The sequence below is a fragment of the Gemmatimonadota bacterium genome (assembly GCA_040882465.1).
Classification (GTDB): Bacteria; Gemmatimonadota; Gemmatimonadetes; order Longimicrobiales; family Gaopeijiaceae; genus JBBEBG01.
The window spans coordinates 61,255-86,758 of sequence record JBBEBG010000029.1; the positions used below are offsets into that span (position 1 = coordinate 61,255).

The window sequence follows — 25,504 nt, forward strand, 5'->3', positions numbered from 1 at the left end:
CCCGCGGGGCCGGAGGCTTCCCGAGACGGGCCGCTTACTCCAGGCCGTACTCTCGAATCTTATAGCGAAGGGCGCGGTCGCTCAGGTCGAGGAGGGCGGCAGACTTTCCGCGATGCCCGCCCGTCCGCCTCAGCGCGGTCTGGATCAGTTGCCGCTCCAACTCTGCCGAGCGGCGCTTCACCGAGAGGTCGTTGTCGTCCAGCGCGCCCCAGGGAGCGCCGGAGCCGCCGCCGTCGTCCCGTCCTTCTCCGATGCCAAGCCCACCCGATGCGCCCGGTTCCCTCACTTGCAACGGGAGGTCTTCCAGGCGGATGCGTGGACCTTCGCACAGCACAAGCGCCCGCTCGAGGACGTTTCCGAGCTCGCGCACATTTCCGGGCCATGAATACTGGAGAAGGGCGTCCATCGCCGGACGCTCCACTCCCGAGGTTTCGACGTTCAGGCGCTGCCGATGAACGTCGAGGAGATGGTGGACGAGGAGGGGAAGGTCCTCCGGCCGGTCCTTGAGCGGGGGAAGTGCGACCGTCACGACCGCGATGCGGTAGTAGAGGTCCTCGCGGAAGCGACCGACGCCGACGTCGGTCTCGAGCAAGCGATTCGTGGCCGCCACGATGCGCACGTCGGCCTCCCTCGTCTTGGTGTCGCCGACGCGCCGGATCTCGCCTTCCTGGAGGGCCCGCAGAAGTTTCACCTGGAGGGACTCGGGAAGCTCGCCGACCTCGTCCAGGAAGAGGGTCCCGCCGTTCGCGGCCTCGAAGAGCCCTTCCCGATCGGAGTCCGCACCGGAAAACGCACCCTTCACGTAGCCGAAAAATTGCGATTCGAGGAGCCCTTCGGGAATCGCGCCGCAGTTCACCGCGACGAAGGGAGCGGACGCGCGCGCGCTTTCCCGGTGGATAAGGCGGGCGAGGAGCTCCTTACCCGTTCCGGTCGGCCCGGTGATGAGGATCGAAGTCGGGTGCTGGGCGACCTTGGTCGCCACCTCGAGGGCCCGCACCATTTCCGGGGATCGTGCCACGATCTCGCCGTACCGCTTCTCGGTACGCACCTCCTGGCGAAGGCGCCCCACCTCGTTCCGCAGCCGCTCGCGTTCCTCGACCTTTTTGAGCGTGAGTAGGATTTCCTCGCCGCCAAAAGGCTTGGCGATGAAGTCTGCGGCCCCCTTTCGCGTGGCGTCCACGGCGACGTCAATATTTCCGTAGGCGGTCATGACGACTACGGGCGCCGTACCCCCCGACTCCCGGTAGCTCCCGAGGAAGGCGAGGCCATCCATCCCCGGCATACGAACGTCCACGAGGATGAGGTCAGGGGTGGTGTCACGGGCGATCTTGAGTCCTTCCGTGGCGTCGCGCCCAGATTGGACCGTGTAACCCGCGTCCCCGAGAATCAGAGAAAGCGACTTCCGCAGTCCAGCATCATCATCCACGACAAGAACTCTCATCCGCCCTCCGAAGCCTCTGGAAGCCTGACAGTGAAGCGCGCCCCACCCTCCGGGCGATTCCCGGCTTCGATTCGACCGCCGAGTTCCTGCACGATCCTTGTGGTGATGGCGAGTCCCACCCCGGTGCCCTTCCCCGGTTCCTTCGTCGTATAAAAGGGGTCGAAGATGAAGGGGAGGCTGTCGGCGGGAATCCCCGGGCCGTTATCGGAGACGATCAAGACGACGTCGCGGGCCGCCTCGCCACCGGCCATCGCCCTTCGGGCCGTCCCTTCCGAGAAGAGGAGGGGGATTCGCCGGCGGTGCGAATAGTCCACTTCCGGCGGATCGTCATCACGCCGCCGCTTGACGGGGAGGTCACGTACGGCCGGCCCCGCCCTGAGGTCAATCAGGATCTCGGGACTCTCCGACTCCCGCACCGCCCACAAGGCGTTCATGAGCAAATTGACCAGGACCTGTTCGAGGTATTGGGGGCGTGCGTTCACGATGTGATCGCCGGGTTCGGCGCGTGTGGTCACTGTTATGCCGTCGAGGGCCCCTCGCGTCTTGAGAAGCTCCAGTGAGCGATCGATCACTCGGATGACCGAAACGGTGGGGGGGCCCTCGGCGTCCCGCCCCGGATCCGCGAAGTCGAGCACGCTTCGGACGATGCGGTCAATGCGGCGGGCCTCGTCCATGGCGGATTCCATCGGTCCCTCGGAGTCGCCACCGGAGTGCATCCGGTTTCGCGCCACGCCGAGGTAGGCCATGAGCGCGCCGAGGGGGTTCCCAACCTCGTGTGCGAGCCCAGCCGCCAGCGTTCCGATCGAAGCCATGCGCGCAGCCCGAACCAGCTCCTCGGTCGTCTCCACGAGATCCTGGTTCGTCCGATCGAGGGAGACGACGTTCTCGGCGAGTTTTTCACGGTCCGCGAGGAAGGCCTGGGCCATCGTGTTGAGGCTCTGCGCGAGCCGGTCCAGCTCGGCGCCGTCGCCCCCCGGGATCCGCTCCTCGTAGGCGCCTCCGGCAATCCACTCCGCCTGTGCGGCAATCCGCTCCAGCGGTCGAAAGACGGTACGCTGGAGGAAGTACCGCATGAAGATGAAGGTGATCGCGAGGTCCGCGGTCACGATCCCTGCGATGAGAAAGGCGCCCTGTGCAGGCGAATCCAGCCGTGGGAGCGTGACCGCGAGGGCGGCGAGTGCGAGAAGAACGGCGCCTGTGAACAGGACCGCCATGGAGACGAGAAGCTCCCGGCGGACCGACCGGCGGGGGCGAGACGTCGGCGCGGCGGTGGCGGTCATCCTCCGCCGTGACGGTGCGGCGGTCTCAGCGCGCGCATTGGGGGACGCCCTGGCCCGCGGTGTGCGGCTGACCGTTTGGGAGGTCCGGAGCCGCAGCGTTCCCGAGATAGATGGCGCACCCCTTGTCCTCGTCGAGCGAGGTGTGGGTGCCGAGGGCCGCCCATCCCTGCCGCGTCGCCTCCGTCACCTCGACCGCGACCCCGGGGCTCGGCGTGAAATCGAGGGCATCCAGGTCGGTCGCGTAGCCGAAATTGGACAGGTAATAGAGCTCCTGCTGCTGGGCGAAGTACCGGAAGTCGCTCACGATGCTCGTGAAGTGCGCCCGGGCCCGGGCATCGTCGAGCCTTGGAATCATGATCGCGGCGAGAAGCCCGATGATCATGATCACGATGATCAGCTCGATGAGGGTGAATCCCGCCATCCGATTCGACTTCGAAGAGTGGCTCCGGAAGCGGCCCGCTCCGCGAGCCCCGGGGCGGGCCGACCCGGCCGTCCGATCGCGGGCGGATTCCACGCGGCCTTCGCGTGCGGCCGGCTTCAGACTTTTGCTCGGGTTCATCTTCGCTCTCCTCCTCGGGAGACTCTCCTCGAAACGCTATCCGGGATCCTATCCAACCGGCAAGGTCCCCGGACGGACGAGGGGCGGGGCACGACCATTCGCACCCCGCCCCTCAATTTTCGCGGCCGCGCATGCGAGGCAACCTCCCGTTCACCGAAGCTCGATGGCTCCGCGCTTCGGGCCGGTCGCCCCGGTCAGGATCAGGCGCAGTCTATCGTCCCCACCGTGGAGTCGTAAGTGCATACGACTGCCGTGGAGGTGTGTGTCGCGGTCGCAGTCCACCCATCGCCGTCGCCGGTGTTGATCACCAGCGTCACGCCATCGGTCGCCGTTAGATCCGCGATGTTGGCGATGTCGGAGGCGTAGGTGTAGGTGTTCTCGGGATAGTACATCTCCTGCGCGGTCCGGAGCTGATTCAGGTCGGACTGCATCGCCGACACGTAAGCCCGCTCGCGGGCGGCGCCGAATCGCGGAATCGCGATCGCGGCCAGGATGCCGATGATCACGACCACGATCAACAGCTCGATGAGGGTGAATCCCTTCTTGTTCATGATTCCACTCCTTGGTGACTGAATGAGTCCCGAGAGATCCCGGTCAGACGACCGGTCCGGCGGCCACTGCCGCGAACCCTTTTTGCAAAGGGAGATCCAGGATGCGGCACGGATTGTTTAAATCTTCTTGTAACAACGACTTACAATGATTGTGGCCGACGCGACCCCCGGCGCGAGGAACCCGTCCGTTCTTGGATTCTGCGAGACTCTTGCAGGATGAGAGGGCCCGGCACCCGGGGCCGGAACCCGCTCGGGAGGCCCTAATCCTCCCCTCGGAGAAGGGCCTCGGACATAGCGAAATAGGCCCCGTTGCGCCTGGGTCCCCGGCCGCTCACCGGGTACCACCGGCCATGGATCCAACTCCACCGGTCGACCGCTGGGATCACCCGCTCCAGGGATCCATCGTGGGGCGGGTCCACTTCGGCGCCCGCGGCGGGAGGAGGTTGCAGCGGAGAATGTGCCAGATCGCGGCGATTCCATCGCGCCAGCCGATCTTTTTCCCCTCGTCGTACGAGCGCCCGCGGTAGGAGACCGGGACTTCGTAGATCCTCGCCCCCGCCTGGGAGAGACGCGCGGTCAGCTCCGGCTCGATCCCGAATCGGTCGCGCGTGAGCGGGAGGGTGACCAGGAGATCCCTACGGATCACCTTGTAACAGGTCTCCATGTCCGAGAGATCGAGATCGGTGAGGAGATTTGAAAGAAAAGTGACGATCACGTTCCCCAAGCGGTGCGAGAAGAGATGGACCCGCCGCGGGCCGCCGAGGAAGCGCGACCCGTAAACCGCATCCGCCCATCCCTGGAGAATCGGAGTCAGGAGTGCCGGGAACTCCATCGGATCGTACTCCAGATCCGAGTCCTGCACGACGACCACGTCACCGGTCGCCCTCGCGAACCCCGACTGAAGCGCCGCTCCTTTCCCCCGGTTTCGCACGTGGAGCAGAAGGTCGTCCACGACTCCCTCCTTCTCGAGGCGGGAAAGGATCTCCGTCGTCCCGTCCGTGGATCCGTCATCCACCGCGACGATCTCGATATTGAGCGGGACCTCGCGAACCCGTTTGAGCAGAGCCTCTACTGTGTGGACCTCGTTGTAGACGGGGACGACGACCGAAAGTCGGACCCGGTCCCAGGGGAGCCCGGAGGCCGGACTCATGCCCGGTTCACGACTCGTCGAGCCCGTACCGGCTGATCTTCCGGTAGAGGGTGGAGGGATCTATTCCGAGGACTTCCGCGGCCCGCGTCTTGTTTCCCTCTTCCGCTTGGAGGACCCATTGGATGTACGCCCGCTCGATGACCTCCATGGTGGGGTTCGCGGGGGGCTCGCTGTCCACCAACCGGGGGGGCGGCGGCCTTCCGATGCGTTCCGGGAGCGTCGCGAGCTCGATTCCGGGCCCGGCGCTCAGGACCGCGGCCCGCTCGATGGCGTTCTCGAGCTCGCGGACATTCCCGGGCCAATCGTAGTTCATGAAGGCCGCTTCGACTTCCGAGGAGAGCTTGAGCGGAGCTGCCCCTTTCGGCGCGATCCGGTCCAGGAAGTGAAGGGCCAGAAGTGGAATGTCCTCCCTTCTCTCACGAAGAGAGGGAAGGGAAAGCGCGATGACATTCAGCCGGTAGTAGAGGTCGCTGCGGAATTCACCCTTCCGGATCTGCTCATCGAGGTCCCGGTTGGTCGCCGCGATGATCCGGACATCCACGGGGACGGCTTCCGTGGCGCCCACCGGAATCACTTCGCGCTCCTGGATCGCCCGCAGGAGCTTCACCTGGGTTTGAGGTGCCGTCTCGCCGATCTCATCGAGGAAAAAAGTCCCCCCCGCAGCGGCCACGAGGAGCCCGTCCTTGTCTTTCACCGCGCCGGTGAAGGACCCCTTCACGTGGCCGAAGAGCTCGCTATCCAGGAGACTTTCGGGAAGGGCCCCGCAGTTGATCGAAAAGAAGGGACCGTCGCTTCGCGAGGAGCGCGCGTGGAGGTACCGCGCGACGACCTCTTTTCCCGTTCCGCTCTCCCCCGTGATCAGGACGGTGGATTCCGTGGGTGCGACGGTATCGGCGAAGTCGAGAATTTCGACCCAGGCGCGGCTCGTTCCGACGGGACGCTCTCCGCGCCCTCGCCCGTGCCTGCGAATCTCCTGGCGAAGCTCGCGGTTCTCCGCCCGAAGCTCCTTCGCCTCCCCGGCGCGGCGGCAGATTGCCAGGAGCTCGTCGTTGGAGAAGGGCTTCTGGAGGTAATAATACGCCCCCTCGTTCACGGCGCGGACGGCGGACTGTAACGAGGCCTGCGCGGTCATGAGGACCACAGCCATCTCCGGGTCCACTTCGCGGGCCCGCGCCAGGACGTCGAGCCCGTTCGCCCCGGGCATCCGGATGTCGGAGACGACGATGTCCGGCTTCACCGCTTCGAGCTTTGCGAGTCCCTCCTTCCCACCGAGCGCGATGGAGACCTCATAGCCTTCGCCCTTGAAGAGGATCCCGAGCGACTCGAGGATGCCGGCTTCGTCGTCCACGAGCAGGATCTTCATCCGACCGCCCCCCCCTCCGTCGCGTTGGTACCCTCTCCTTCCTCACCGGGAAGATAAACGCTGAAATCGGCGCCGCCTCCCTCCCACCGCTCGACGAGGATGACCCCCCGGTGCGCCTCCACGGCCCGATGGACCACGGAGAGACCGAGGCCGCTCCCCCCCTCGCGGGTCGTGTAGAAGGGATCGAAGATCTTCCCGATATCGGATTCCGCGACCCCGGGTCCCGAATCCCGCACGCCGATCCGGACCGGATTCTGCACACTCACCCGCCCGTTCCCGGCGGCCCCCCGCAAGTCCTCCACCTCCACGCGCACCGTCCCGCCTTCCGGCGAAAACTGGACCGCGTTCAGGATGAGGTTGAAGAGGGCCCGGTGAAGGAGGTCCGCGTCGGCCGGAATGTGGAGGCCGGCCGGGAGAGGGGCCTGTTCGATCGCGATCCCCCTCTCCTCGGCGTGGGGATGACGCCGTACGACGGCCACGCATTCGCGAAGGAGCGCCTCGAGGGGGATCCGGGCCACCTTTCCGATCTGTACGCGCGAGAAGTCTATGAAATCCGAGAGGAGCCGGCTCAGGCGGTCGGACTCGCGGACGACCATCCGCGTCAGCGTCTCCCGGTCGGCATCCTCGAGCGCGGGTCGCGCGAACTGCTCCACCGCGCTGCGGATCGAAGCCAGCGGGTTCTTGATCTCGTGCGCCATCGCCGCGGAAAGCTCGGCCACGGCCTCGAGCCGCTGTGTCCTCCGGTTCAACGCCTCGAGCTTCTCCAGATCGGTGATGTCCTGGAAGATCGCCGTCACGCTCCGAAGCGATCCTTCATCACGACGAAGGGTGGTGCTCACGCCGAGGACGCGGCGTTGGGCGCGCGGGTAGGCGACGGCGGTCTGGCGGGCGAGTGTCACCTGGTCGGCAAGCGATTGCCGAAGCACCTTGACGAGATCGGGTGCGACACCCGCGATGACCGAAAGAACGGGAGCGCCCACCCACTGCCGGGCGTCCATGTCGAGGAGCCGCTCCGCCGCGGGATTCATGTAAACGAGGCGGCCCTGGTCGTCGAGGGTCACGATCCCCGTCGTGATCGTCTCGAGGATGTCCGTCGTGTCCACCCGGAGCCGGCGGAGCTCCGATTCGACCTCACCGAGCGCCATCCCCGCCGTTCGAAGGCGGTCGCCCAGGATCCCCGTCGCGATGGCGACCAGCGCGAACACACCGATCTGGAGGAGGACGCTTCCCGAGAGCGTCTCGGAGTGCCCCCAGAGGATGTCCGCGAAATACACGATTGCGGCGAGTGCCCCGATGAGGACCCCCCCGGGAAGGGGGAGGAGAAGGGCGCCCTCGCTGATGACGAGGATGTACAGCCAGGCGAAGGTGCTCTCTCCGCCGCCCGTCACATGGACGATTGCCGTCACCACCAGGATGTCGAGGAGGACCTGGCCGTAAAGAAAGTTCCTCCCGATGGGCCCCTTCCGGAAATGCGAATGCCAGAAGGACACGGCGGTCACGGTCACGGATGCGATGAAGAGCGTCGTGGCGATGAGGGTGACGGTCGGGTCCGCGCGGACCCAAACCCAGAGCGCCGCGAGGAGGAGAGCGGATACGAGAATCAGGCGGCCGAGGTAGAGCCAGCGAAGCAGGTCGGCGCGGGCGAAGGCCGCCGTCGGGTCCCACCCCTCTTTCCCGGTTGACCGGTTCAAGCTCATCAGCACCTCTCGCGGACGCCCGCCGGCTCGGTCAGCGCCTGGGCGCGCGGACCGCGCTCAGCTCGGTGACCAGATCCCGGATCCTCTGGATTTGTCCCTCGACGATATGGATCGCAGATGCCGTTTCCGATTCGGAATCCAGATCCGTCAGAACGAGCTGTGCCTCCGCGAGTGCCACGGTCAGCGCGTTGTTCATGTCGTGCCTGACCCGGGAGAGGAGGTCGAGCGCCCTCCGGAACGAGAGCGCCGCCGCTCCCCCCTCCCCCGCCTCCAGGCGATCGCCCAGCTCCTCGAGCGTGAGGGCGTACGCAGTCGAGAGGGGGAGGATGGTGGGCCCGCCCTCTGACTCGACGAGGAGGAGAGGAGCCCAGACTTCTCCCGCGCCGGCCAGGCGCCCCAGAAGCTCGACGATGGTGGAGGGGTCGAGGGCGGGCGGGAGGAGAATCCATCCCGGGGGGCGTCCTCCATCCTCTCCGGCCACGCCCAGGAGCTCCTCGACGGACCCAACCTGGACGAGTGGCCCGACCGGCGCGAGCCGGGCTCGGAGCCGGTCCGAGAGGGAACCCGGAGGCGCGAGGATGTACCGCGGGATCTGCTCGGACACCCTTCGGCCGCCTTTCCGTGGGTCGCCTGGTTCTACCTCGAGACCGGAACGTCCAGAACCTGTCCCGCGTAGATTCGGCTCGAGCCGATGCCGTTGGCTCGCCGGATCTCGTCCACCGTCGTGCCGACGCGGCTCGCGATGACCCAGAGAGAGTCACCCCGCTGCACGGTGTACCGCAAGATGTCGCCGACGGGCGCGGTAGTGGGGACCACCAGGGACTGCCCCGCGAGGATGCGGCTCCCGGTGAAGCCGTTTGCGGCGCGAAGCGAGTTCTCCGTCACGCTGTAGAGCCGCGCGATCGTCCAGAGAGACTCTCCGCGAGCCACGGTGTGCGTGATCGCCCGCCCCGCGTCTCCGCTCGCGACGGCCGCCACGACTTCGGTGACCGGTGCGCTCGACACCGACGCTGCCAGGACCGTTTCCGTCGCGTTCCCGGTGACCCTCGCGACGTAGCGGGCGTACGGCTGGGGATAGACCGCGATGTGGTAGTGCGGCGGACTCCTTTCGAGTGTGGCTTCGAGAACACCCTCGGCTTCTAGGGCGAGGAGCGTGGACTCCAGCCACTGGCGGCAGCGTCCAACGTTGCTGCGCCGAAGATCGACTGCCATCCCGGTGGGATGGACGGAACGGTCCGAGGCGTTGATCGGCTGGTTCGAGAGGGGACGGGATAGACTCGTGACGACAAGTTTCTCCCCGCAGGCCGAATGGTACTGCGCGGCGAGCCGCTCCACGAAGACCCTGACCTCAGGGCGCGCGTAAGGGAAGGAGACCTCGTGCAGCTCCATCTTCCCGGTCGGGCTCACTGGAACGAGATATCCGTCGTCCACGAAACTCCGCACCTGCTGGGGCGTGCGGAGGTAGCTGAAGTCGTGCGCCTGGGCCTGTAAGTTCTGCCGGTCGAGGGAGGCGGGGGATCCGCTGAGGGACTGTCCGGACAGGCTCCCGGAGGCCACGAGGGAGGCGACCAATGCGCCGAAGAGGATACGCGTCCGGGGAAACGAATGAAGACGGAGGGTCGCGGGCATCACGATCCGTGGAGTCGCTGGTCCACTCTCGGGCTTCGCCCAAACACAGGCTCCGCCGTTCGGCTCCTACCAATAAACAAATGATTCCATTCAGGCAAGGAGCGCGCGGTGAACCCGTGAAGGCGGAGCCCATCACTCCGTGCCGACTTTTTCCACTGGTGAGGGGATGCCTCCCGCCCACCTCACGTTAGAAGACCGGCGCCCGGGCCCCGGCCCGTCTCCAGACGATGTCCGGCTTCAGGATCCGCCTTTCGCCGCCTCGAAGTTGCGCGCCACGGCGTCCCAGTTCACCACGTTCCAGAAGGCCGCGAGATAGTCGGGCCGCCGATTCTGATACTTCAGGTAATAGGCATGCTCCCAGACATCCACGCCGAGAATCGGAGCGGAGCCCTGGCTGAGCGGTGAGTCCTGATTCGGCGTCGCCACCACATCGAGTTTCCCGGACCCGTTCACGACGAGCCACCCCCACCCCGACCCGAACTGTCCCGCCGCCGCCGCCGTCACCTTCTCCTTCAGGGTGTCCAGGGAGCCAAAGGCCCCGTCGATCGCCTTCGCGAGTGTGCCCGCGGGGGCCGCGGCGCCGCCTGGTGCCAAAATCTTCCAGAAGAGGCCGTGATTGTGAAACCCACCGCCATTGTTGCGGACCGCGGTGCGAATCGAGTCCGGAAGTGAGGCCAGATTGCGCAGGAGCTGCTCGGCCGAGTGGGAGTGGAGGTCCGGCTGGTCCTTGAGCGCGTTGTTCAGATTCGTGGTGTAGGCGTTGTGGTGCTTGCCGTGGTGGATCTCCATCGTACGCGCGTCAATGTGGGGTTCGAGCGCGTCGTAGGCATACCCGAGATCTGGGAGGACATGAGGAAAGGGCATCGGATCGATTCTCCGCTTGGTCGGTTTCGGTTTCAAAGCGTTCGGTAGAGGACCCCCGACCTACCGTGCCGTTCCCGGTGGCGGCGCTTGGAGTCGGTGGATCGGACCGCGCTCCGCCGCGCCGCGCCCCTCTTCCCGTCAGAAGCTCCCCCGTCTCCGTTCCTCCATCGCGCGGCGATGATCCGCCGCATTTTGGATCCAGGGCTTGGTCTCGAAATACCGGTCGGTCAACTCCTTCACCTTCGGCGTCAGAATGACGAGGGCGAGAAGGTTCGGAAGGATGACGATTCCGAGGAAGATGTCCCCGAGCACCCACGCCACCGAGAGCGGGACCACGGCCCCCACGAAGTGCATGATCACGAAGACGAGCTTGTACGGAAGGACAGCCTTCTCTCCAAAGAGATAAAACGCACAACGATCACCGTAGTAGCTCCATGCAATGGCGGTCGAGAGGGCGAAGAGCAGAACGGTGATGACGACGATGTATTGCCCCCAATTCCCCGGAAGCCCCCGCCGGAAGGCCACCATCGTGAGGGGTGCGCCGTTCTGTGCCGCACTTCCGAAGAGGGTGGTGTATTGGACGCCACTTTCGGAAAGGGCGGTGCGCGCCGCGGGGAAGATCGTGCCGGTGAAGAGCTGGGTCTGCGACGCGTCGGTATAAAGAGTGTCCACCGCCACGTCGTTCCAGGCGATGTGCATATCTCCGGCTCCCGTCGCAGTTGTGACTCCACCCGTCACCGCGATTTGCCCGGGAACCGTGGCCGCTGTCCCGAATGCCCCATCGGGGCCCTGGGCCACGTAGGATTGGGCGCCGCCTCCAAGGGTGATCTCCGTCGGGAAGCGGTCGTCCCACGCCGACGTCACGATGATCGCCAGCGCAGTCATCGTGCAGATCACGATCGTATCGATGAAAGGCTCAAGTAGGGCGACGACGCCCTCGGAGACAGGCTCGTCCGTTTTCGCCGCCGCGTGGGCGATCGGAGCGGACCCCTGGCCCGCCTCGTTCGAGAAAAGTCCTCGCCTCACCCCCCACATCATCGTGACGACGAAGGCGCCGACTCCGGAGCCGGCCACGCCCGCGGTGGGATTGAAGGCCTCGCGGAAGACGAGACCGATCGAGGGGATGATCTGGTCGTAGAAGCGGATCAGAATGACCATGGCGCCCGCCACGTAAAGCGCCGCCATGAAGGGGGCCAGGACGCCGGTCACCTTCCCGATCCGGGTGATCCCGCCGACGATGACCGCGGCAACCAGGAGGGCGGTGATGATCCCCGTGCTCCACACGGGGACACCGAACTCGCTCCGCATCACGTCCGCGACGGTGTTCGCCTGCGCCCCGTTGCCGGTGAAGAACGCCGTGATCCCGAGGAGCACGGCAAAGAGGACCGCGACCGGCTTCCACCGCTTCCCGAGCCCCCTCTCGATGTAGTACATGGGCCCCCCGGAAACTGTCCCCTCCCAGGCATGCGAGGAGTCCGGCTTTACGTCGCGATAGTGCTGGGCGAGCGTCACCTCCGCGAACTTGGTCGCCATTCCAAGCCCCGCGGTGACCCACATCCAGAAGAGGGCGCCCGGTCCGCCCCAGTGCAGGGCGATCGCGACCCCTGCGATGTTTCCGATCCCGACCGTCGCCGAAAGCGCCGTCGAGAGCGCCTGGAAGTGCGTGACGTCTCCCGGCTCGTTCGGGTCGTCGTACCTTCCCGTGGCGACCGCGAAGCCGTGCCCAAGTCGCCGGACCTGGATGAAGCCCAGGCGAATCGTGAAATAAACGCCCGCGCCGAGGAGGAGGATGACGACAAAGGGAATCGTCTCTCCCCCGACCGAGATCCCCGAGCCCCAGACCCACCCCTCGACGATCCCGACGATCCGTTCGATCTGATCCATGCGCGGTCCTGTGGGATTAGGCTCTCAGCGGATCGCTGGGAAGAAACGAAGGATCGCGGCCAGGGCGCCCGGAAGTCCGCTTCCGAGGCATCCCGCCGGGGACGTGGTAGAATGCGGCCGAGCCCGGGTCCGGGCAAGCCGTCACTTCCGGGCCGCGGAGGTGCACAGGCGTACACCCGTCCCCCGCGGGTCGGGCGTCAGCCGTGGGCGGGTTGGAACTCGGGTCGGAGAATCAGGAGGACTTTCTCCAGTAGGATCTCACGCGCCCGTTCCGCGATCTCATCGAGCGAATGGGACTCGGCGTACCCTTCGGCGATGCGGCGGCGGATGTCTTCGAAAGAAGGGATCTCGGGAAGATGGAGCTCGCGCAGATGCGTGATGAGCTCGTCCTTGCTGCGATGGAGGGAAACGCTCGCCTCCTCGCGCGCGTGCTGGAACCGTACACGGAGCTCTTCGAGCCCCGGGCGTTGGAGCCAGGCGGCCTCGACGTCGCGAGCGATCTTTTCGACCGGGAATGACTCCGCGACTTCGCGCGCCACCTTCTCGACCACCTTCTTCCCGAGCTTCTGATCCCCGGCGAGGAGCGCTTCCGGAGGAGCCCTCAGGTCCCAAATGAGCCCGACCCACGAAAGGACCTTCAGCACGTAGTACGAGAAGTCCACCTCCCACCAGCGGAATCCCTGGCGGGCCGAGCTCTGGTAGTGGTGATGGTTGTTGTGCCAACCCTCTCCCAACGTGATGATCGCGAGCCACCAGTTGTTCCGGGAGTCGTCTCCCGTCACGAAACGCTGATTCCCGACGACGTGCGCGAGCGAGTTGATCGCGAAAACGGCGTGGTAGAGGATGACGGTGCTCAGGAGAAACCCGACAAAGAGTCCGGGCCAGCCGTCGATCAGAAAACACGCCACGCCGAGGAAAAAAGCCGGTACGTACGGATGGCGGTCGAGGAGGCGGAGCTCGGGGTACTTCGCGAGATCCTGGACCGTGGAGTAGTCGGCTTCACCCTTCCGGCGGTGGAAGATCCATCCGACGTGGGAAAACCAGAACCCGCCGTGCCTGGGGGAGTGCACGTCTTCGGGAGTGTCGGAATGCCTATGGTGGTGGCGGTGGATCGCCGACCACCAGAGGACGCCACGCTGCGCCGAAGTCTGGGCCAAGAGCGCGATGAAGAACTGGAACACCCGGCTCGTCTTGTAGGACCGATGCGAAAAGTATCGGTGGAAGCCGCCCGTGAGCGCCCACATGCGCACGAGGTAGAGAACGACGCACATCACGATGGCCGTGGTGGTGACGCCGGTCCAGAAGATGCCGAGAACCGAAAGATGGATGAGGACGAAGGGAATCGCCGACGGATAGACGATGTCGATGTGCGGCTCGCCTTCCGCGTGACGATCGTGCGCATCCCCGAACCGCTTGGCCTGTATGGTGCCTTCAGACACGATGCTCCTTCTCCGTCTCTTGGAATGAGGCCCTATGCCGGGCCGGCCCTACTTGTACCGGTATGTGATGCGTCCCCGGGTGAGATCGTAAGGTGACATCTCGACCTTGACCCGATCCCCTTCTAATACCCGGATGTAGAACTTTCGCATCTTTCCGGAGAGGTACGCCAGGATCTTATGGCCATTCTCGAGCTCCACCCGAAAATTCGCGTTCGGGAGGACCTCGGTAACGGTCCCTTCCACTTCAATGGCATCGTTCGACAAACACGTCTCCTGGCTGACCGGGGCCCACGCGGGGGCGCTTCATTCTCCGCCCGCAGGGTGATAGCATGTTAAATGTAATTGCGCCTGAGCTTTCCTGAAAAGTGAAGGGGGGTCTCGTGCGAGGCGGAACTCCCTCTCGGAGAAGCAGATGAAACCAATCGTCGTCGTCCTGATTCTCGCCGCCGCCGCGGCCTTCATGGGGGTCGTGGTCTGGTCCACCCTGCAGGCGGTCGAGGTGGAGTGTGAAGTCTGCCTCGAATTCGAGGGACGGGAGGTCTGCCGCCAGGGACGCGGGGCGACCCAGGAGGAAGCACTCGCTGCGGCCCAGCAGAGCACCTGCGGGGGGAACACCTCCGGGATGGCGGAGAGCATCGCCTGCCTGTCGCGGTCCCCGAATCGGTCGAGCTGCCCGGCGCCCTGACGCCCGAAAGGTGGCTCCGGCTCCCTCCTCTCGCCGGCAAGGAGACGCCCCCTATTCCCGGGAGCTGGAGAGAGGCTCCGAGAGGAGAGGCGCTCCCACACGGATCTCCATTCCCTCCCTGAGATCGGGATGCGGAGCCGGAAGGCAGGCCGGGCCGACACTTTCGAGGAGGAGAACGACGGTCGAGCCGAAGTGGAAGGCCATCACCTCCTGGCCCCGTACGATGCGGAGGGGCGGGTCGTAACGCCGCGCCTCGAGGTCTCCCGATTTCCGCCGGTTCGTGACTCCCCGCCCTTGCGGTCCATTCCACCCCGGATCGAAGGCCGCCGAGATCCTCCCCACATTAAAGGCCCCGACGGCGACGAGCGCCAGCCGGGCCCTCGGCGCGTCCATCAAGACCACGAGGCGCTCGTTCCTCGGAAAAAGCGCTTCGATGCTCCGCGTCGCCGCGACGTTTACGGGGAGGAGCCTCCCCGGAACCGCTCTCGCCTCGCGAATCCTTCCTTCGACCGGGGCGTGGATCCGGTGGTAGTGCCGGGGGGCCAGGTAGATGGTGAAAAAGAGCCCGGACACAAAGAAATCTCCGGCGCCCGTCTCCGCGAGGAGGTCCTTCACCGGATACGTCAGCCCCTTTGCCTGGATCGCGACGCCGCGATCGAGAACCCCGAAGGCGCCCAGGATCCCGTCCACAGGCGACGCCGGCATCGCGGGCGCATTCGGCCATTGCCGGGCCCCGGCACGGAGTGCGCGGGAAAAAAAATTTGAAAGGGTGGGGTATTCGCTGGGGAGGAGCTCCGATTCCGAGATGTTCACCCCGGTGAGCCGCGCGAACGTCCGATTCACCGCCCGTTGCACGGGTGGTGGGAAGGAGAGCTCGGCGAAGCGCCCCCAGGCCCGTGAGAGGATCCCTTGGGGGAGCCTTGCGAGAAACCCCAGGAAGAGCCGCCAATGGAGGGGGACCCCCCTCATGGATAAGAAACCCCTTCCTCCGCGACGGCGACCTTCCACCCGGCTCGCCCCTCGATCGTCGCCCGGAACGTGTCCGCGGGCGAAGGCTCCGCATGGACCAAGACCACGCCACCGGAGGGCTCGGGCCCATCGAGAATCCAATCGGCGAGCTCCTCGGCATCCGCGTGGGCGGAGAGCTGGTCGAGGACGTGGATCTGACACCGAATCTCTACCGTCTGGCCATGGATCTTGAGCCGCCTCTCGCCACTCCGCAGATGCCGCCCCCGGGTCCCCTCCGCCTGGTAGCCGGGGAGAATGAGGGCATTCCGGGGGTCGCCCCCGAAGGCCTTGAGGTGGTGGAGAATCCTCCCCCCGGTCAGCATCCCCGCTCCGGCAATGACGATCCAGGGCCCACGCCTCTCGTTCAGCTCTTTCGACTCTTCCACGCTCGGAGTGGGGACGAGGCGGTCCATCGCCGCGCGGAATTCCGCGGCTTCCGGTCGGAGCTCGGCGACGTGGTCCAGGTGCACTCCGGTCACTTCGATCGCCATCGGGCTGTTCAGGAACACCGGAACCTCCGGCAGTTCGCCGTCGAGCATCAGGCGATGAATCAGGGTTGCGAGGGTTTGTGCGCGCCCGACCGCGAAGGACGCGATCATCGCGATCCCGCCGCGCCGAAGCGCCGAATTCAGAGCCTCGGCGAGCGCCTCCTCGGCGATCGTTTCCGGATGTCTTCGATCTCCGTACGTCGCCTCCATGAGGACGAGGTCCGCTTGGGGCCGGGAAACGGGCGGAGGAAAGAGAGAGTCGTGCTCTCGCCCCAGATCGCCCGAGAAGAGCACCGTGTACCCCGTGGGCGAAACGGCTTCCACGGAAGCGGCCCCGAGAATGTGCCCTGCCCTGTGATACTTGAAGTGGAGCCCGCCCAACTCCCACGACTGATCGAAGGGACGCGGATTGACGTGGGGGATGACGGCGCGGGCGTCAGCCTCGGTGAAGAGGGGCTTCGCCGGAGAGTGCTTCGAATAACCCCTTCGATTCGCACGTTCCGCGTCCTCCTCCTGAAGCCTTCCCGCATCCTCGAGAAGTATGGGGAGGAGACCAGTCGTCGGGCGAGTCACGTACACCGGCCCCTTGAACCCGTCCCGAACGAGGACCGGAACGAATCCCGAGTGGTCGAGGTGGGCATGCGTCAGGACGACGGCATCCACCTCGGACGGGGGGATCGGAAAGGGCCGCCAGTTCCGGAGCCTGAGGACCTTGAGGCCCTGGAAAAGCCCGCAATCCACGAGGATTCGCGCCCCGCCCGACTCCAGGAGGTACCGGGAGCCGGTCACCGTCCCGGCTCCCCCGAACGGGGTGACTTTCATCGAGGGCCGATGTCGTTGGGAACGCCGGGGAGGAATGAGGATGCGGCGTGCGGAGGGTTCGCGCCGGATCGGTTCACCGGCCGAGGAGGATGATCAATCCGAGGATCGTGGCTCCCGCGACCAACCGCTTCCAGGACAGGGGATCTCCTTCGAGGAGTCGCGTCTCCCGCGTCCACACCATGATCGTGCCGCACGTCGTGAACGGTGAATACTGGACTGGAGCCGAGGGGCCATGGTAGACCTCGATGGCCTCAATATCCCCGACGTTCAGGAGCTCGTCCAAGCGGATGGGAATGGTGATCGGGCTTCCGTCGAGCACGATCAGGGGCACGCACTGGTTGCGAAGGAGGACGAGGGCTGCACTCTGGCCGGCCCTGGCCGGTATGACACGAGCGCCTGGAATCGTATAAAAGAGATCGGAAATCCGAAACGGGCCGCGCGCCTCGATCTCCTCTCTCGTGAGGAAATATCCGATCTGCGATGCCTCGCGTTCGTAGAAGCCCTGATTTTCGAGACGGGTGCGGCGCCGGACCGCCACCACGATGGGATCGAGGGCTACCGCCTCGGGAACCAGTTCGATCCTGAGGTCCACGTCTCCGGACTCGTCGAGAACGACGCGTTCGGCTACCGGCCGAAAGCCCAGCATGTCCACGGTGACCTCGTACTCCCCGAGGCGAAGAGTCGGGGTGACGATGGTCCCGTCCCCCCTCGTCGTTCCCTCCCAGATCGCGCCAGGCCCCGCAGAAACGAGCCGGAGCACGACGCGCGCCGAGTTCACCGGGATGAGCGTCGTACGGTCCGTCACGCGAACGAGGATCGCAATGCCATTCCCCGGCGAATCCGCCAGGGGCTCGGTCTGAGCCGCAGCCAGGGCGGGAAACGTCAGCCAAAGCCCAACGAGAGCGTGGCGAAGGCCCGGGCGAGGCATGGATCCGCTCCTCGAGGGGAGGGGGCGCACTTAACCCTTGGGCTGCAGGGAGTAGCGAGTTCGTCACAATACATCGCACCCCAGCGCGCCGCTACGGGGGAATCTCTCCGGCCCGGACGGGGTTCAAGGGAGGCTCGCCCCTGTGGACCCCGCGGGGGACCCAGGAGCCGCTGACCCGCACATTCCCACAACGAGGCAGGACACCGAATGAAGCGCCGCCCCATTCACCACCGCGCGACCCCCGCCGCCGCCTTGACCGTGCTCGTCGTACTTGCCGGGATCCCCGTGGAGGGGTCCGCGCAGGCCGCGGCACCGCCCGCCCTGGACGTCCTGGCCGCCACGATTACCGAAGCCACGGTTCGCACGCACATCGCGTACCTGGCCTCGGACGCGCTCCTCGGGCGGGACACGCCGAGCCGCGGATTGGAGGATGCCGCCGCGTACCTCGCGACCCAACATCAAAGGGCCGGACTCCAGCCGGCCGGCGAGGGCGGAAGCTTCATCCAGCGTTATCCCTTCGCGGACACGATGGTCCCCAACGTCGTGGCGATGATCCAGGGGAGCGACCCCGCGCTCCGCGACGAGATCGTCGTCTTGAGCGCCCACATGGATCACGTGGGAATCGGACAGCCGGTGGAGGGGGACTCGATTTACAATGGCGCCGATGACAACGCTTCGGGGACCACCGCGCTCCTCGAGGTCGCCCGGGTCCTCGCCGCCCTTCCCCCGGACCAGCGCCCTCGCCGGAGCGTTCTCTTCCTGCACATCAGCGGTGAGGAAAAAGGTCTCCTCGGTTCGCGCTGGTGGGTCCGGAATCCGACCGTTCCCATCGAGCGCGTCGTCGCGAACATCAACGTGGACATGGTCGGCGGCGACGCCTTTCCGGATACTGTCGCTGTCCTGGGCGCGGAATATTCGACGCTCGGACCCCTCGCCCACGAAGTGAGCGCGGGTCTCCCGGAGCTGAGCCTCACGACCTCCCGGGATCTCTGGCCCCAGGAGCAGCTCTTTTTCCGCTCCGACCAGCTCAATTTCATGGCGCAAGAGATCCCGGCCCTCTTTTTCTTCGCCGGCCTGCATGAGTGTTACCATCGGCCCTGCGACGAGGTGGATTTCGTGAGCGCCGGGAAGGTGGCTCGAGTGGCGACGCTCCTCGCTCACACCGTATACGAGATCGCGAATCGCGACGCTCGCCCCGAATGGGACCCCCAGGGGCTCGCCGAGGTGCGGCGGCTGATTTCGGGAGGGGGGTGACTGGATGGCGAGGAGGGGGCGCCTCTCAGGAAAGGCTGATCTCCCGCACGACCCCCGGACGTAGGAAGACGAGGAGCCCCCGGACTTTTTCCTTCGGGAGCCTCTCTCCGGCGGCGAGGGCACGCAAATACGCCTCGATCTGCGGCCGATAATATGCCGCACGCGCCTCGAGCGCAGAGGCGTCAGCCGGATCGAGCGCGTCGGTCTTCCAATCCACCGCCACCAGTCGCGGTCCGCCCGCCTCCGGAATCCGCACGAGCCGGTCCACGACGCCCTGGAGAAGCCGCGGCCCATCCCGTGCGATGAAGGAGACTTCGCGCTCCACGGTGGTCCCCGATGGATACGAGGCTCGCCGGAGGAGCGCCGCGACCTCGGGGCGCGCGATCCACTTCAGGAAGTGATCGAGGAGAGCGGAGGCATCGCCGAGCCGAGGCGACCGCTCCGCCGCGAGCGCGAGGAGGGCTGTACGTTCGGGGAGTCCGTCCTCCCTCCATCCGATGGCCTCCAGCCACGCGTGGACCGCCGTCCCCTCCTCCCTGGAGAGTCTCGAGGCAGGTCGGAGGAGATCTTCCAGTCGGACGATCTCGCCGCCCTCGAGTTCCGAGGGCGCGCGCCGCGGAAGGAGACGCCGTCGCGCCCCGGCGGCGAGTCCGATCGCGGCAGGGCGGGCTTCTCGCGCCCGCGCGTGCGCCGACACGAAGGGACGGAGCAACTGCCCCTCGAGGCGGGTGTCGGACCACCAGTCGGCGACCCCATCCTCCCAAAGGATCTCGGCCGGCCCCGTTCCACGTCCCGGCCAAAGCGTTGCGGCGAGGAGGCGCGCAGCGGTCCGCGCGGTCGTGCGCGCGGAGGCCGGCTTCACGACGATGTAGAGCGCGTGCCGAGCCCTCGTCAGCGCGACGTAGAGCGTACTGAGCCCGTCCCTCACCTCCCGTTCTCGCGCCTGGGCGATGGCCCCGGCCATCTCGGGGAAGAGGGGACGAAGTGCCTTTGGAACGGTCGGAAAGACTCGTTGGACCGGGCCCGCGCCGCCGGCCCGGAATGGGAGAAAGGGCTCCCGCACGTCGCCCGCGAGCGCCACGCCGTCCAGCTCCGGAAGGACGACCGCGTCGAACTCGAGCCCCTTCGCCTTATGGATGGTCATGACCCGGATCGCGGCCGTCGCCGGATCCTCCGCGCGAGCCGCCTCGACGTGCCGAACGAAGTCGGAAGGGCGAAGGGTGGCCCGCCTGTCCCATTCGAAAGCGAGCTCGGCGAGCTGGCGAAGGCGACTTCGGTCACGCGCTGGAGCGGCATCCGAGAGGGCGCGGGTCCACGCGGAAACGACCGTCCCGTACCCCTCTTCGAGGAGCCGAGTCCGAACGGCGTGGGCGATTCGCTCCGCCTCGCGGCCGCTCGGCCAGGCGTCGGGCGCCATCCCCACCAGGGCGCCCACCGGAGTTCGAGCGACGACGTATCGGGAGATCTTGTCCCCGGGGTGATCGGCCATACGGAGGAGGGCGAGGAGCGCGAGGACTGGCTCGGAATCCGCGACCGGGACGCCTCCTTCCTCGCTGGCCTCGACGCCCATCCGCCGAAGCCGGGCGATCGTGTACGCCGCCGCCCGGTTCGTTCGCATGAGAACCCCGATCGTGGCTCCGGGCGCGTCCTCGTGTATCTTCTGCGTGAGCGCGGCCCCCCGGTCGAGAAGGGCTACCCGCGCCGCCCGACTCCCGCTCGTCCTATCGTCGGCGCCCGCCTCGATTCGGACGTAACCGGGGAGGTCCTTCTTGGCCGAGTGTGCGTGGAAGGCGCGAGCCCAACGCTCGGCGACCTCCGGGTCCTCGTGGAGGATGGGGCTCTCCGACACTCCGTCGAAGACACGGTTCACCGTGTCCAAGACGACCTGCGAGGAGCGCCAGTTCAACGCCACCGAAGAAAGCTCGAGTCCGTAACGTTCCGCGACCAGATCGAGAAGGCGGGGCTCCCCGCCCCTCCAACTGTAGATGGACTGTTTCGGGTCGCCGACCAGGAAAACCGCACGCCCCTCTTCCGGCGCGGCGAGGATCTCGCCCACCAAGGGCTCGAGTGCGGCCCACTGCGCGTTTGAGGTGTCTTGGAACTCGTCGAGGAGAACGTGCCGGATGCGCGCGTCGAGCCGGTAGAAAAGCTCCTCTCGCCGGCCGAGCCCTCCCCCCTCCATCAAAGAGTAGGTGAGATCCTCGAAGTCGTAGATCGCCTCTTCCTTGAGGATGCGCCGAAGGCGCCGATCGTATTCGGGGAGGAAGCGGCCGAGCGCGGCCACCCTCCTGTGGAAGTGCACTCCCAGCCGGGCGCGGGCGATGCGGAGGAGTGGCTTGCCGAGCGCGAGGATGTCTCCTGGAATCGCCTTTCCATTGAATTCCCCGGTCCCCCCGAGGATCGCCCCTCCGAGCCCGCCGGTCAGAAATCCTCCGAGATCGCGGGCCCTGAGGAGAGCGACACCTTTTTCGCGCGCGGTCACCCACCGCTTGTCCTCCGCCCCCGCCTTGGTGCCCGGAAGCACAGCCCCCTCGAGAGCGTCCCCGAGGTCGTCCAGCTCGTTGTCCGAGGCTGTCCCGAAGCTCCCTGCACCCCCCGCGAAGCCCCAGGGATCGTCGACCGTGGGATCGAGCTCCTTGTAAAGGCGGTAGAGTGCGGCGACTCCGTCACTCAATAGGCGATGCACGTCGCGGTCCGCGCCTCCCCGCGAGACGAGTCGCACGAGCTCGATCAGTACCTCTGGATCGAGCTCGAGGAGGGCCGCTTCGATCGCCCGCGTCCGGAGCCGCTCGCGGTCGGGCTCGGCCGCGACCTCCCAGCGTTGGGGAAGCCCGAGCTCCTGCGCGAAGGAGTGGGCCACCCGGTGGAAAAAAGCGTCGAGGGTATGGACCTGGAGCCGGTGCATTTCTCGAACCGTCCGCGCGAGGAGCTCTCCCCAGGCCCGCGGGCCCGCCTCCTCACCTTCGGCTTCCAGACCGAGCGAGCGGGCCAGCTCCACCGCCTCCTTCGGGTCGAGAACGCCACGCGCGATCCGGACCAGGACCCGGTCCACGATTTCTCCGGCCGCCTTCCGCGTGAAAGTCGAAGCCAGGATCTCCTGTGGAGGGACGCCCTCGCGAAGGAGGCCGATCAGCCGGGAGGAGAGCTGGTAGGTCTTTCCCGAACCCGCCGAAGCAAGGACGAGCTCTCTCGCACCCTGGGACCGGTCCTGGTCAGGGGGCGCCATCGTCGCCCTCCTCATCCAACCGGAGGACGCCACCCCCGATCACCACCGAAAGTGGATCGCCGACCCGGATCGCCGAGCTCTCGCGCGCGAAGACGAAGCGGTTCTTCCGGAGGAGCCGCACCGCGGCGCGTGCGACTTCTTCCGCTTCCTCGAGCTCCGTCGAGGACCATTCCGCGAGGCGCGCCCCCACTTCCTCCGGGTCCTGCGCAAGCAGGATGTACCCGACGCGGACATCGGCCTGCGCGTCCCGAGGTACGAGGGAACCCCCGCCTTCGGCTTGCAGCGCGGGAACGAGACGACGGTAGAGAGGAAGCTGGAGGTCGACCCACCGCTTCGCGCCAGCCGACCCGACCCGATGCGCCGCGTCGGGATCGAGTCCCCCCTCCCCGGTTTTGTAGTCGAGAACACACCACTCCCCGGTCCGCTGGTTACGATCCACTCGGTCCACCTTTCCCAAGAGCAGAATCGGCTCTCCATCCACCGGGAAGGCGACCCCGTCCCCGGCGGGCACCGCTTCCGCACGCTCGATCCGCCACCCCTCTCTCACCCACCCCGCTTGCCACCGGGCGAATCCGGCGAGGCGAGCGCGAAGCTGTTCGACCTGGATTCGTACTGCGGGGAGAGCGTCTCCGCCGAATCGGAGTCTCGCTGCGCGGTCGAGAAGAGCGTCGAGGGTCGCGCGGACCTTCGCGGGGTCCTCGGAACTAGCCTCCGACGTATCTGCGAACTCCTCCAGAACCTTGTGCGCGAGGCCTCCGAATCCCGCTCCGTCGAGCTCGCGCGCACGGTCGTCCTTCGGCTCGAGGCCGAGCACGCGATCGAGGGCATAGCGATACGGATCCGCCAGGATGAGTCGGAAGTCCGTCACACGAATCGAGGGCGGGGGTGCCGGCGCGGAGAGTATGGGTTCCGGAGGAAGTGCGAAGGTGGAGGGAGCCGGGGGATCTCCGGCTCGAGCCGGCGCGGGCGACGGTGGCGCCCCGAACTCTTCCTTCGGGTTTTTCTCCGCCTCGAGGAAGGCGAGGATGCGGCGGGCGACGGTTTCCGCGTCTTCGGCGAGAAGGAGCCGAGAAAGACGGAGTGGATTTCCCGAGGCATCCCGCCGTCCGGAGACGATGAGAAGGTGCGCGCGGGTCGCCAGAATCGTGCGGAGGTGGAAGAGGTCGCGTGCCCACCGCCCCTCATTGTCGAGGAGCCCGATCGCCTGGCGAATCCCGTGCGGAAGGAAGGGATCGGCGCTCACGGAATCGGGGAGATGCGGCTCGTTCGCGCCGGTGAGAAAAAGCGCGGGTGCGTCGTCCAGGGGAAGTTCGAGCCACCCCAGAAGCTCGATGGCACCCACGTCCTGCTCCGGCGGCACCATGGCTCCGCGGAGCTCATCCAGCGCGAAACGAAGTGCCCGGTCTCCAGAGACGCGGCGATCGAGGGCCGAGGGAAGGGACGCGAGCTCTTCCAGCACCCGACCCAGCGCTTCCGCGAGCTCGACCAGCGCCCTTCCGCCTGGGGCATGCCTGTGGACTGGCTCCCCGCCCATGAGCGCGAGAAAGAGTTCGCCGATCTTGGGCCCCCACGCGGAAAGTGGAGCGGAACGCCGAAGAGGTTCGAGGAGTCCGTCGAGCGCGTCGCGCATCTCCCGCATCCGGGGCGCCAGGGGAAGAGACTCCTTCTCCCCTCCGCTCGGAGGCATCCCGTGAGCGGAGAGCCGAAGCGGGAGATGCAGCTCGCGGTAGTCGTCCAGGGTCGCCGGAAGAGAATCGGGGGGGTCGGCCACCCGCCTCCGGAGCCACGCCTCGAGCTGCGGGTGGCGGAGGATTCCCGCGAAGCGGTCGAACTCGCGCGATTCGAGGTAGCCCGCGATGCCTTCGAGGAGCCGGAACCCCGGCGTCCTTTCGATCGGACTTCCGCGCGCGTCGCGCACGGCGATTCCGGCCTCACCGAGGCTCTCCACCAAGAAGGGAGCGACTTCCGGGTCGGGCACACCGACGACCGCGTCCTCTGCCGCAATGAGGCTGCCCAGCCCTTCAAGCTTCGCGAGCACCGCATCGGCCTGTGCCTCGGGACCCGGGGCGACCTGGATGAGGCGCTCCTCCAGCCCGCCCATTTCTGTTGCCCAAGCATCGGGAAGCACGCACCCGAGCTCGTCGAAATGGCCGGAGAGCGAGGCGGGCGCCGCGACAAGGATCTCGACACTTCTTTCCCCCGCGGCCGCCGTCAGGAAGGCCCGGGTCACCGGAAGAAGATCGGGAGCGCCGACGACCCAGAGGTCGCCGTGCGGCACGACACTTCCGGAGGAGAGGGTCTCCCGCCGCGCCGATTCCCGGTCTCGGAATCCGATCTCGCCGAGGAGCCGGCGGTAGCGCGCCTGAATATCCGCAAGAATCGTCCACCGCTCTTCGTCGCTGAAGAAGAGCTGGTTGCGACAGATCGCGGCAACGTCGCCGAAATCCTTCGCGGAGGCGCCGACCTCCGCGTGAAGAGTCTGGAGGGTCCCCGCGAGCGCCAGCGCACCGCTTCCCAGCTCCTCGTCGGAAAGATTCGGAAAGAGGGCCTCCAGGCTGGACCGCGGCATCCCTTGGAGGGCGTGACTCCAAGCGATCCTATCCAACACGCTCCCGGGCTGGGGGAGCGGGGGGCGATATAGGAGCTCCGGGAGCGATCCGACGAGGGAGATTCGCGGCGGGCGAAGCGGCCGCCCCGCCGCTTCAGATCGCTCGAGGAGGAGCTCCGTCAGGCGGCGTCCGGCTCGGGCCCCGGGGAGAACCACGATGCATCCGGAAAGATCGGCGGGTCCCTCGGGGGCGATCTCTCCGAGAAGGAGATCCGCGGCGCTGTGGAGCGCGGGACGATCCCAGCCGAGGAATCTGCGCTTCACCATCGATTCCTCCCCTCCACCTGGATCCGCGATCCCTCTCTCCGCACGCCCTTTCTTCCGCTAAGTTCGGCACTGCGATTCGAACCTCTCAGCCGCCGAGGATCCCATGCAAAACCTGGTCATCCGCCTCTTCGTGAACGCAGTGGCCCTCTGGGTCGCGGCTCAACTGGTCTCGGGGATCCAACTCACCGGCGACTTCTGGCCGATCATTCTCGTGGCCGCGGTCTTCGGGCTCGTGAATGCGCTCATCAAGCCGGTCGCGCTTCTCCTCTCGCTCCCCTTCCTGATCATCACTCTCGGGCTCTTCACCATCGTCATCAACGCCCTGATGCTCATGCTCACCGCCGCGATCGTGGACGCGCTC

Annotated in this window: 21 protein-coding genes; 3 read left to right on the forward strand and 18 right to left on the reverse strand. The window is 66.6% G+C overall.

Annotated features, from left to right (window positions below; all coding sequences use genetic code 11):
• Positions 1 to 34: 34 nt before the first annotated feature.
• From WEG36_10845 to infA, 13 genes are all read right to left on the reverse strand, one after another.
• Complete coding sequence (locus WEG36_10845; protein ID MEX1258102.1) at positions 35 to 1,441, reverse strand: sigma-54 dependent transcriptional regulator; 1,407 nt, start codon at positions 1,439 to 1,441, stop codon at positions 35 to 37.
• A complete protein-coding gene (locus tag WEG36_10850) occupies positions 1,438 to 2,721 on the reverse strand; it encodes an ATP-binding protein (GenBank protein MEX1258103.1) in 1,284 nt (427 codons plus the stop codon). Before WEG36_10850 ends, WEG36_10845 begins: the two co-directional genes overlap by 4 nt.
• Before the next feature lie 25 nt (positions 2,722 to 2,746).
• A complete protein-coding gene (locus WEG36_10855; GenBank protein MEX1258104.1) occupies positions 2,747 to 3,280 on the reverse strand; it encodes a prepilin-type N-terminal cleavage/methylation domain-containing protein in 534 nt (177 codons plus the stop codon).
• A gap of 200 nt (positions 3,281 to 3,480) precedes the next feature.
• The gene (locus WEG36_10860; protein ID MEX1258105.1) at positions 3,481 to 3,831 is read right to left on the reverse strand and encodes a prepilin-type N-terminal cleavage/methylation domain-containing protein; all 351 of its coding nucleotides are present in this window, start codon (positions 3,829 to 3,831) and stop codon (positions 3,481 to 3,483) included.
• 382 nt (positions 3,832 to 4,213) lie between these two features.
• Entirely contained in the window at positions 4,214 to 4,981 is a 768-nt protein-coding gene (locus tag WEG36_10865; GenBank protein MEX1258106.1) for a glycosyltransferase family 2 protein, read from the reverse strand.
• A gap of 7 nt (positions 4,982 to 4,988) precedes the next feature.
• A complete protein-coding gene (locus WEG36_10870) occupies positions 4,989 to 6,344 on the reverse strand; it encodes a sigma-54 dependent transcriptional regulator (GenBank protein ID MEX1258107.1) in 1,356 nt (451 codons plus the stop codon).
• Positions 6,341 to 8,041: an ATP-binding protein gene (locus WEG36_10875; protein ID MEX1258108.1), complete on the reverse strand. Its 1,701-nt coding sequence runs from the start codon at positions 8,039 to 8,041 to the stop codon at positions 6,341 to 6,343. The genes WEG36_10870 and WEG36_10875 overlap by 4 nt, the downstream gene beginning before the upstream one ends.
• 31 nt (positions 8,042 to 8,072) lie before the next feature.
• Positions 8,073 to 8,645 carry a hypothetical protein gene (locus WEG36_10880; GenBank protein ID MEX1258109.1) on the reverse strand — a complete coding sequence of 191 codons (573 nt, stop codon included), beginning with the start codon at positions 8,643 to 8,645 and terminating at the stop codon, positions 8,073 to 8,075.
• 32 nt (positions 8,646 to 8,677) lie between these two features.
• A complete protein-coding gene (locus tag WEG36_10885; GenBank protein ID MEX1258110.1) occupies positions 8,678 to 9,670 on the reverse strand; it encodes a DUF5715 family protein in 993 nt (330 codons plus the stop codon).
• Between the two features lie 237 nt (positions 9,671 to 9,907).
• A complete protein-coding gene (locus tag WEG36_10890; GenBank protein ID MEX1258111.1) occupies positions 9,908 to 10,534 on the reverse strand; it encodes a superoxide dismutase in 627 nt (208 codons plus the stop codon).
• A gap of 138 nt (positions 10,535 to 10,672) precedes the next feature.
• Positions 10,673 to 12,418 carry a sodium:alanine symporter family protein gene (locus WEG36_10895; GenBank protein MEX1258112.1) on the reverse strand — a complete coding sequence of 582 codons (1,746 nt, stop codon included), beginning with the start codon at positions 12,416 to 12,418 and terminating at the stop codon, positions 10,673 to 10,675.
• A gap of 197 nt (positions 12,419 to 12,615) precedes the next feature.
• Positions 12,616 to 13,857, reverse strand: a complete 1,242-nt coding sequence (locus WEG36_10900) for a fatty acid desaturase (protein MEX1258113.1) — start codon at positions 13,855 to 13,857, stop codon at positions 12,616 to 12,618.
• 48 nt (positions 13,858 to 13,905) lie between these two features.
• Entirely contained in the window at positions 13,906 to 14,121 is a 216-nt protein-coding gene (gene infA / locus WEG36_10905; GenBank protein ID MEX1258114.1) for a translation initiation factor IF-1, read from the reverse strand.
• Positions 14,122 to 14,269: 148 nt separating this feature from the next.
• Here infA and WEG36_10910 point away from each other — a divergent pair, with 148 nt between their 5' ends.
• Complete coding sequence (locus WEG36_10910; protein MEX1258115.1) at positions 14,270 to 14,542, forward strand: hypothetical protein; 273 nt, start codon at positions 14,270 to 14,272, stop codon at positions 14,540 to 14,542.
• Positions 14,543 to 14,593: 51 nt separating this feature from the next.
• Here WEG36_10910 and asd read toward each other — a convergent pair whose 3' ends face one another.
• The 3 genes from asd to WEG36_10925 form a co-directional block, all read right to left on the reverse strand.
• The gene (gene asd / locus WEG36_10915) at positions 14,594 to 15,511 is read right to left on the reverse strand and encodes an archaetidylserine decarboxylase (GenBank protein ID MEX1258116.1); all 918 of its coding nucleotides are present in this window, start codon (positions 15,509 to 15,511) and stop codon (positions 14,594 to 14,596) included.
• Positions 15,508 to 16,860 (reverse strand): MBL fold metallo-hydrolase, encoded by a 1,353-nt coding sequence (locus WEG36_10920; protein ID MEX1258117.1) that lies wholly within the window; start codon positions 16,858 to 16,860, stop codon positions 15,508 to 15,510. Before WEG36_10920 ends, asd begins: the two co-directional genes overlap by 4 nt.
• Before the next feature lie 73 nt (positions 16,861 to 16,933).
• Entirely contained in the window at positions 16,934 to 17,788 is an 855-nt protein-coding gene (locus WEG36_10925; GenBank protein MEX1258118.1) for a carboxypeptidase regulatory-like domain-containing protein, read from the reverse strand.
• A 207-nt stretch (positions 17,789 to 17,995) separates the two neighbouring features.
• Here WEG36_10925 and WEG36_10930 point away from each other — a divergent pair, with 207 nt between their 5' ends.
• Positions 17,996 to 19,042, forward strand: coding sequence for a M28 family peptidase (locus WEG36_10930; protein MEX1258119.1), 1,047 nt, complete (start codon positions 17,996 to 17,998; stop codon positions 19,040 to 19,042).
• A gap of 25 nt (positions 19,043 to 19,067) precedes the next feature.
• Here WEG36_10930 and WEG36_10935 read toward each other — a convergent pair whose 3' ends face one another.
• Positions 19,068 to 22,268, reverse strand: a complete 3,201-nt coding sequence (locus tag WEG36_10935; protein ID MEX1258120.1) for a UvrD-helicase domain-containing protein — start codon at positions 22,266 to 22,268, stop codon at positions 19,068 to 19,070.
• The gene (locus WEG36_10940; protein MEX1258121.1) at positions 22,255 to 25,143 is read right to left on the reverse strand and encodes a PD-(D/E)XK nuclease family protein; all 2,889 of its coding nucleotides are present in this window, start codon (positions 25,141 to 25,143) and stop codon (positions 22,255 to 22,257) included. The genes WEG36_10935 and WEG36_10940 overlap by 14 nt, the downstream gene beginning before the upstream one ends.
• A gap of 103 nt (positions 25,144 to 25,246) precedes the next feature.
• Between WEG36_10940 and WEG36_10945 the strand changes: the two genes are divergently transcribed.
• A partial coding sequence (locus tag WEG36_10945) for a phage holin family protein (GenBank protein ID MEX1258122.1) occupies positions 25,247 to 25,504 on the forward strand: 258 nt, incomplete at its 3' end.

Coding starts and splice junctions, on each gene's coding strand:
- WEG36_10845 (MEX1258102.1), bottom strand. CDS start 1,441: ATGAGAGTTCTTGTCGTGGATGATGATGCTGGACTGCGGAAGTCGCTT.
- WEG36_10850 (MEX1258103.1), bottom strand. CDS start 2,721: ATGACCGCCACCGCCGCGCCGACGTCTCGCCCCCGCCGGTCGGTCCGC.
- WEG36_10855 (MEX1258104.1), bottom strand. CDS start 3,280: ATGAACCCGAGCAAAAGTCTGAAGCCGGCCGCACGCGAAGGCCGCGTG.
- WEG36_10860 (MEX1258105.1), bottom strand. CDS start 3,831: ATGAACAAGAAGGGATTCACCCTCATCGAGCTGTTGATCGTGGTCGTG.
- WEG36_10865 (MEX1258106.1), bottom strand. CDS start 4,981: ATGAGTCCGGCCTCCGGGCTCCCCTGGGACCGGGTCCGACTTTCGGTC.
- WEG36_10870 (MEX1258107.1), bottom strand. CDS start 6,344: ATGAAGATCCTGCTCGTGGACGACGAAGCCGGCATCCTCGAGTCGCTC.
- WEG36_10875 (MEX1258108.1), bottom strand. CDS start 8,041: ATGAGCTTGAACCGGTCAACCGGGAAAGAGGGGTGGGACCCGACGGCG.
- WEG36_10885 (MEX1258110.1), bottom strand. CDS start 9,670: ATGCCCGCGACCCTCCGTCTTCATTCGTTTCCCCGGACGCGTATCCTC.
- WEG36_10890 (MEX1258111.1), bottom strand. CDS start 10,534: ATGCCCTTTCCTCATGTCCTCCCAGATCTCGGGTATGCCTACGACGCG.
- WEG36_10895 (MEX1258112.1), bottom strand. CDS start 12,418: ATGGATCAGATCGAACGGATCGTCGGGATCGTCGAGGGGTGGGTCTGG.
- WEG36_10910 (MEX1258115.1), top strand. CDS start 14,270: ATGAAACCAATCGTCGTCGTCCTGATTCTCGCCGCCGCCGCGGCCTTC.
- asd (MEX1258116.1), bottom strand. CDS start 15,511: ATGAGGGGGGTCCCCCTCCATTGGCGGCTCTTCCTGGGGTTTCTCGCA.
- WEG36_10920 (MEX1258117.1), bottom strand. CDS start 16,860: ATGAAAGTCACCCCGTTCGGGGGAGCCGGGACGGTGACCGGCTCCCGG.
- WEG36_10925 (MEX1258118.1), bottom strand. CDS start 17,788: ATGCCTCGCCCGGGCCTTCGCCACGCTCTCGTTGGGCTTTGGCTGACG.
- WEG36_10930 (MEX1258119.1), top strand. CDS start 17,996: ATGAAGCGCCGCCCCATTCACCACCGCGCGACCCCCGCCGCCGCCTTG.
- WEG36_10935 (MEX1258120.1), bottom strand. CDS start 22,268: ATGGCGCCCCCTGACCAGGACCGGTCCCAGGGTGCGAGAGAGCTCGTC.
- WEG36_10940 (MEX1258121.1), bottom strand. CDS start 25,143: ATGGTGAAGCGCAGATTCCTCGGCTGGGATCGTCCCGCGCTCCACAGC.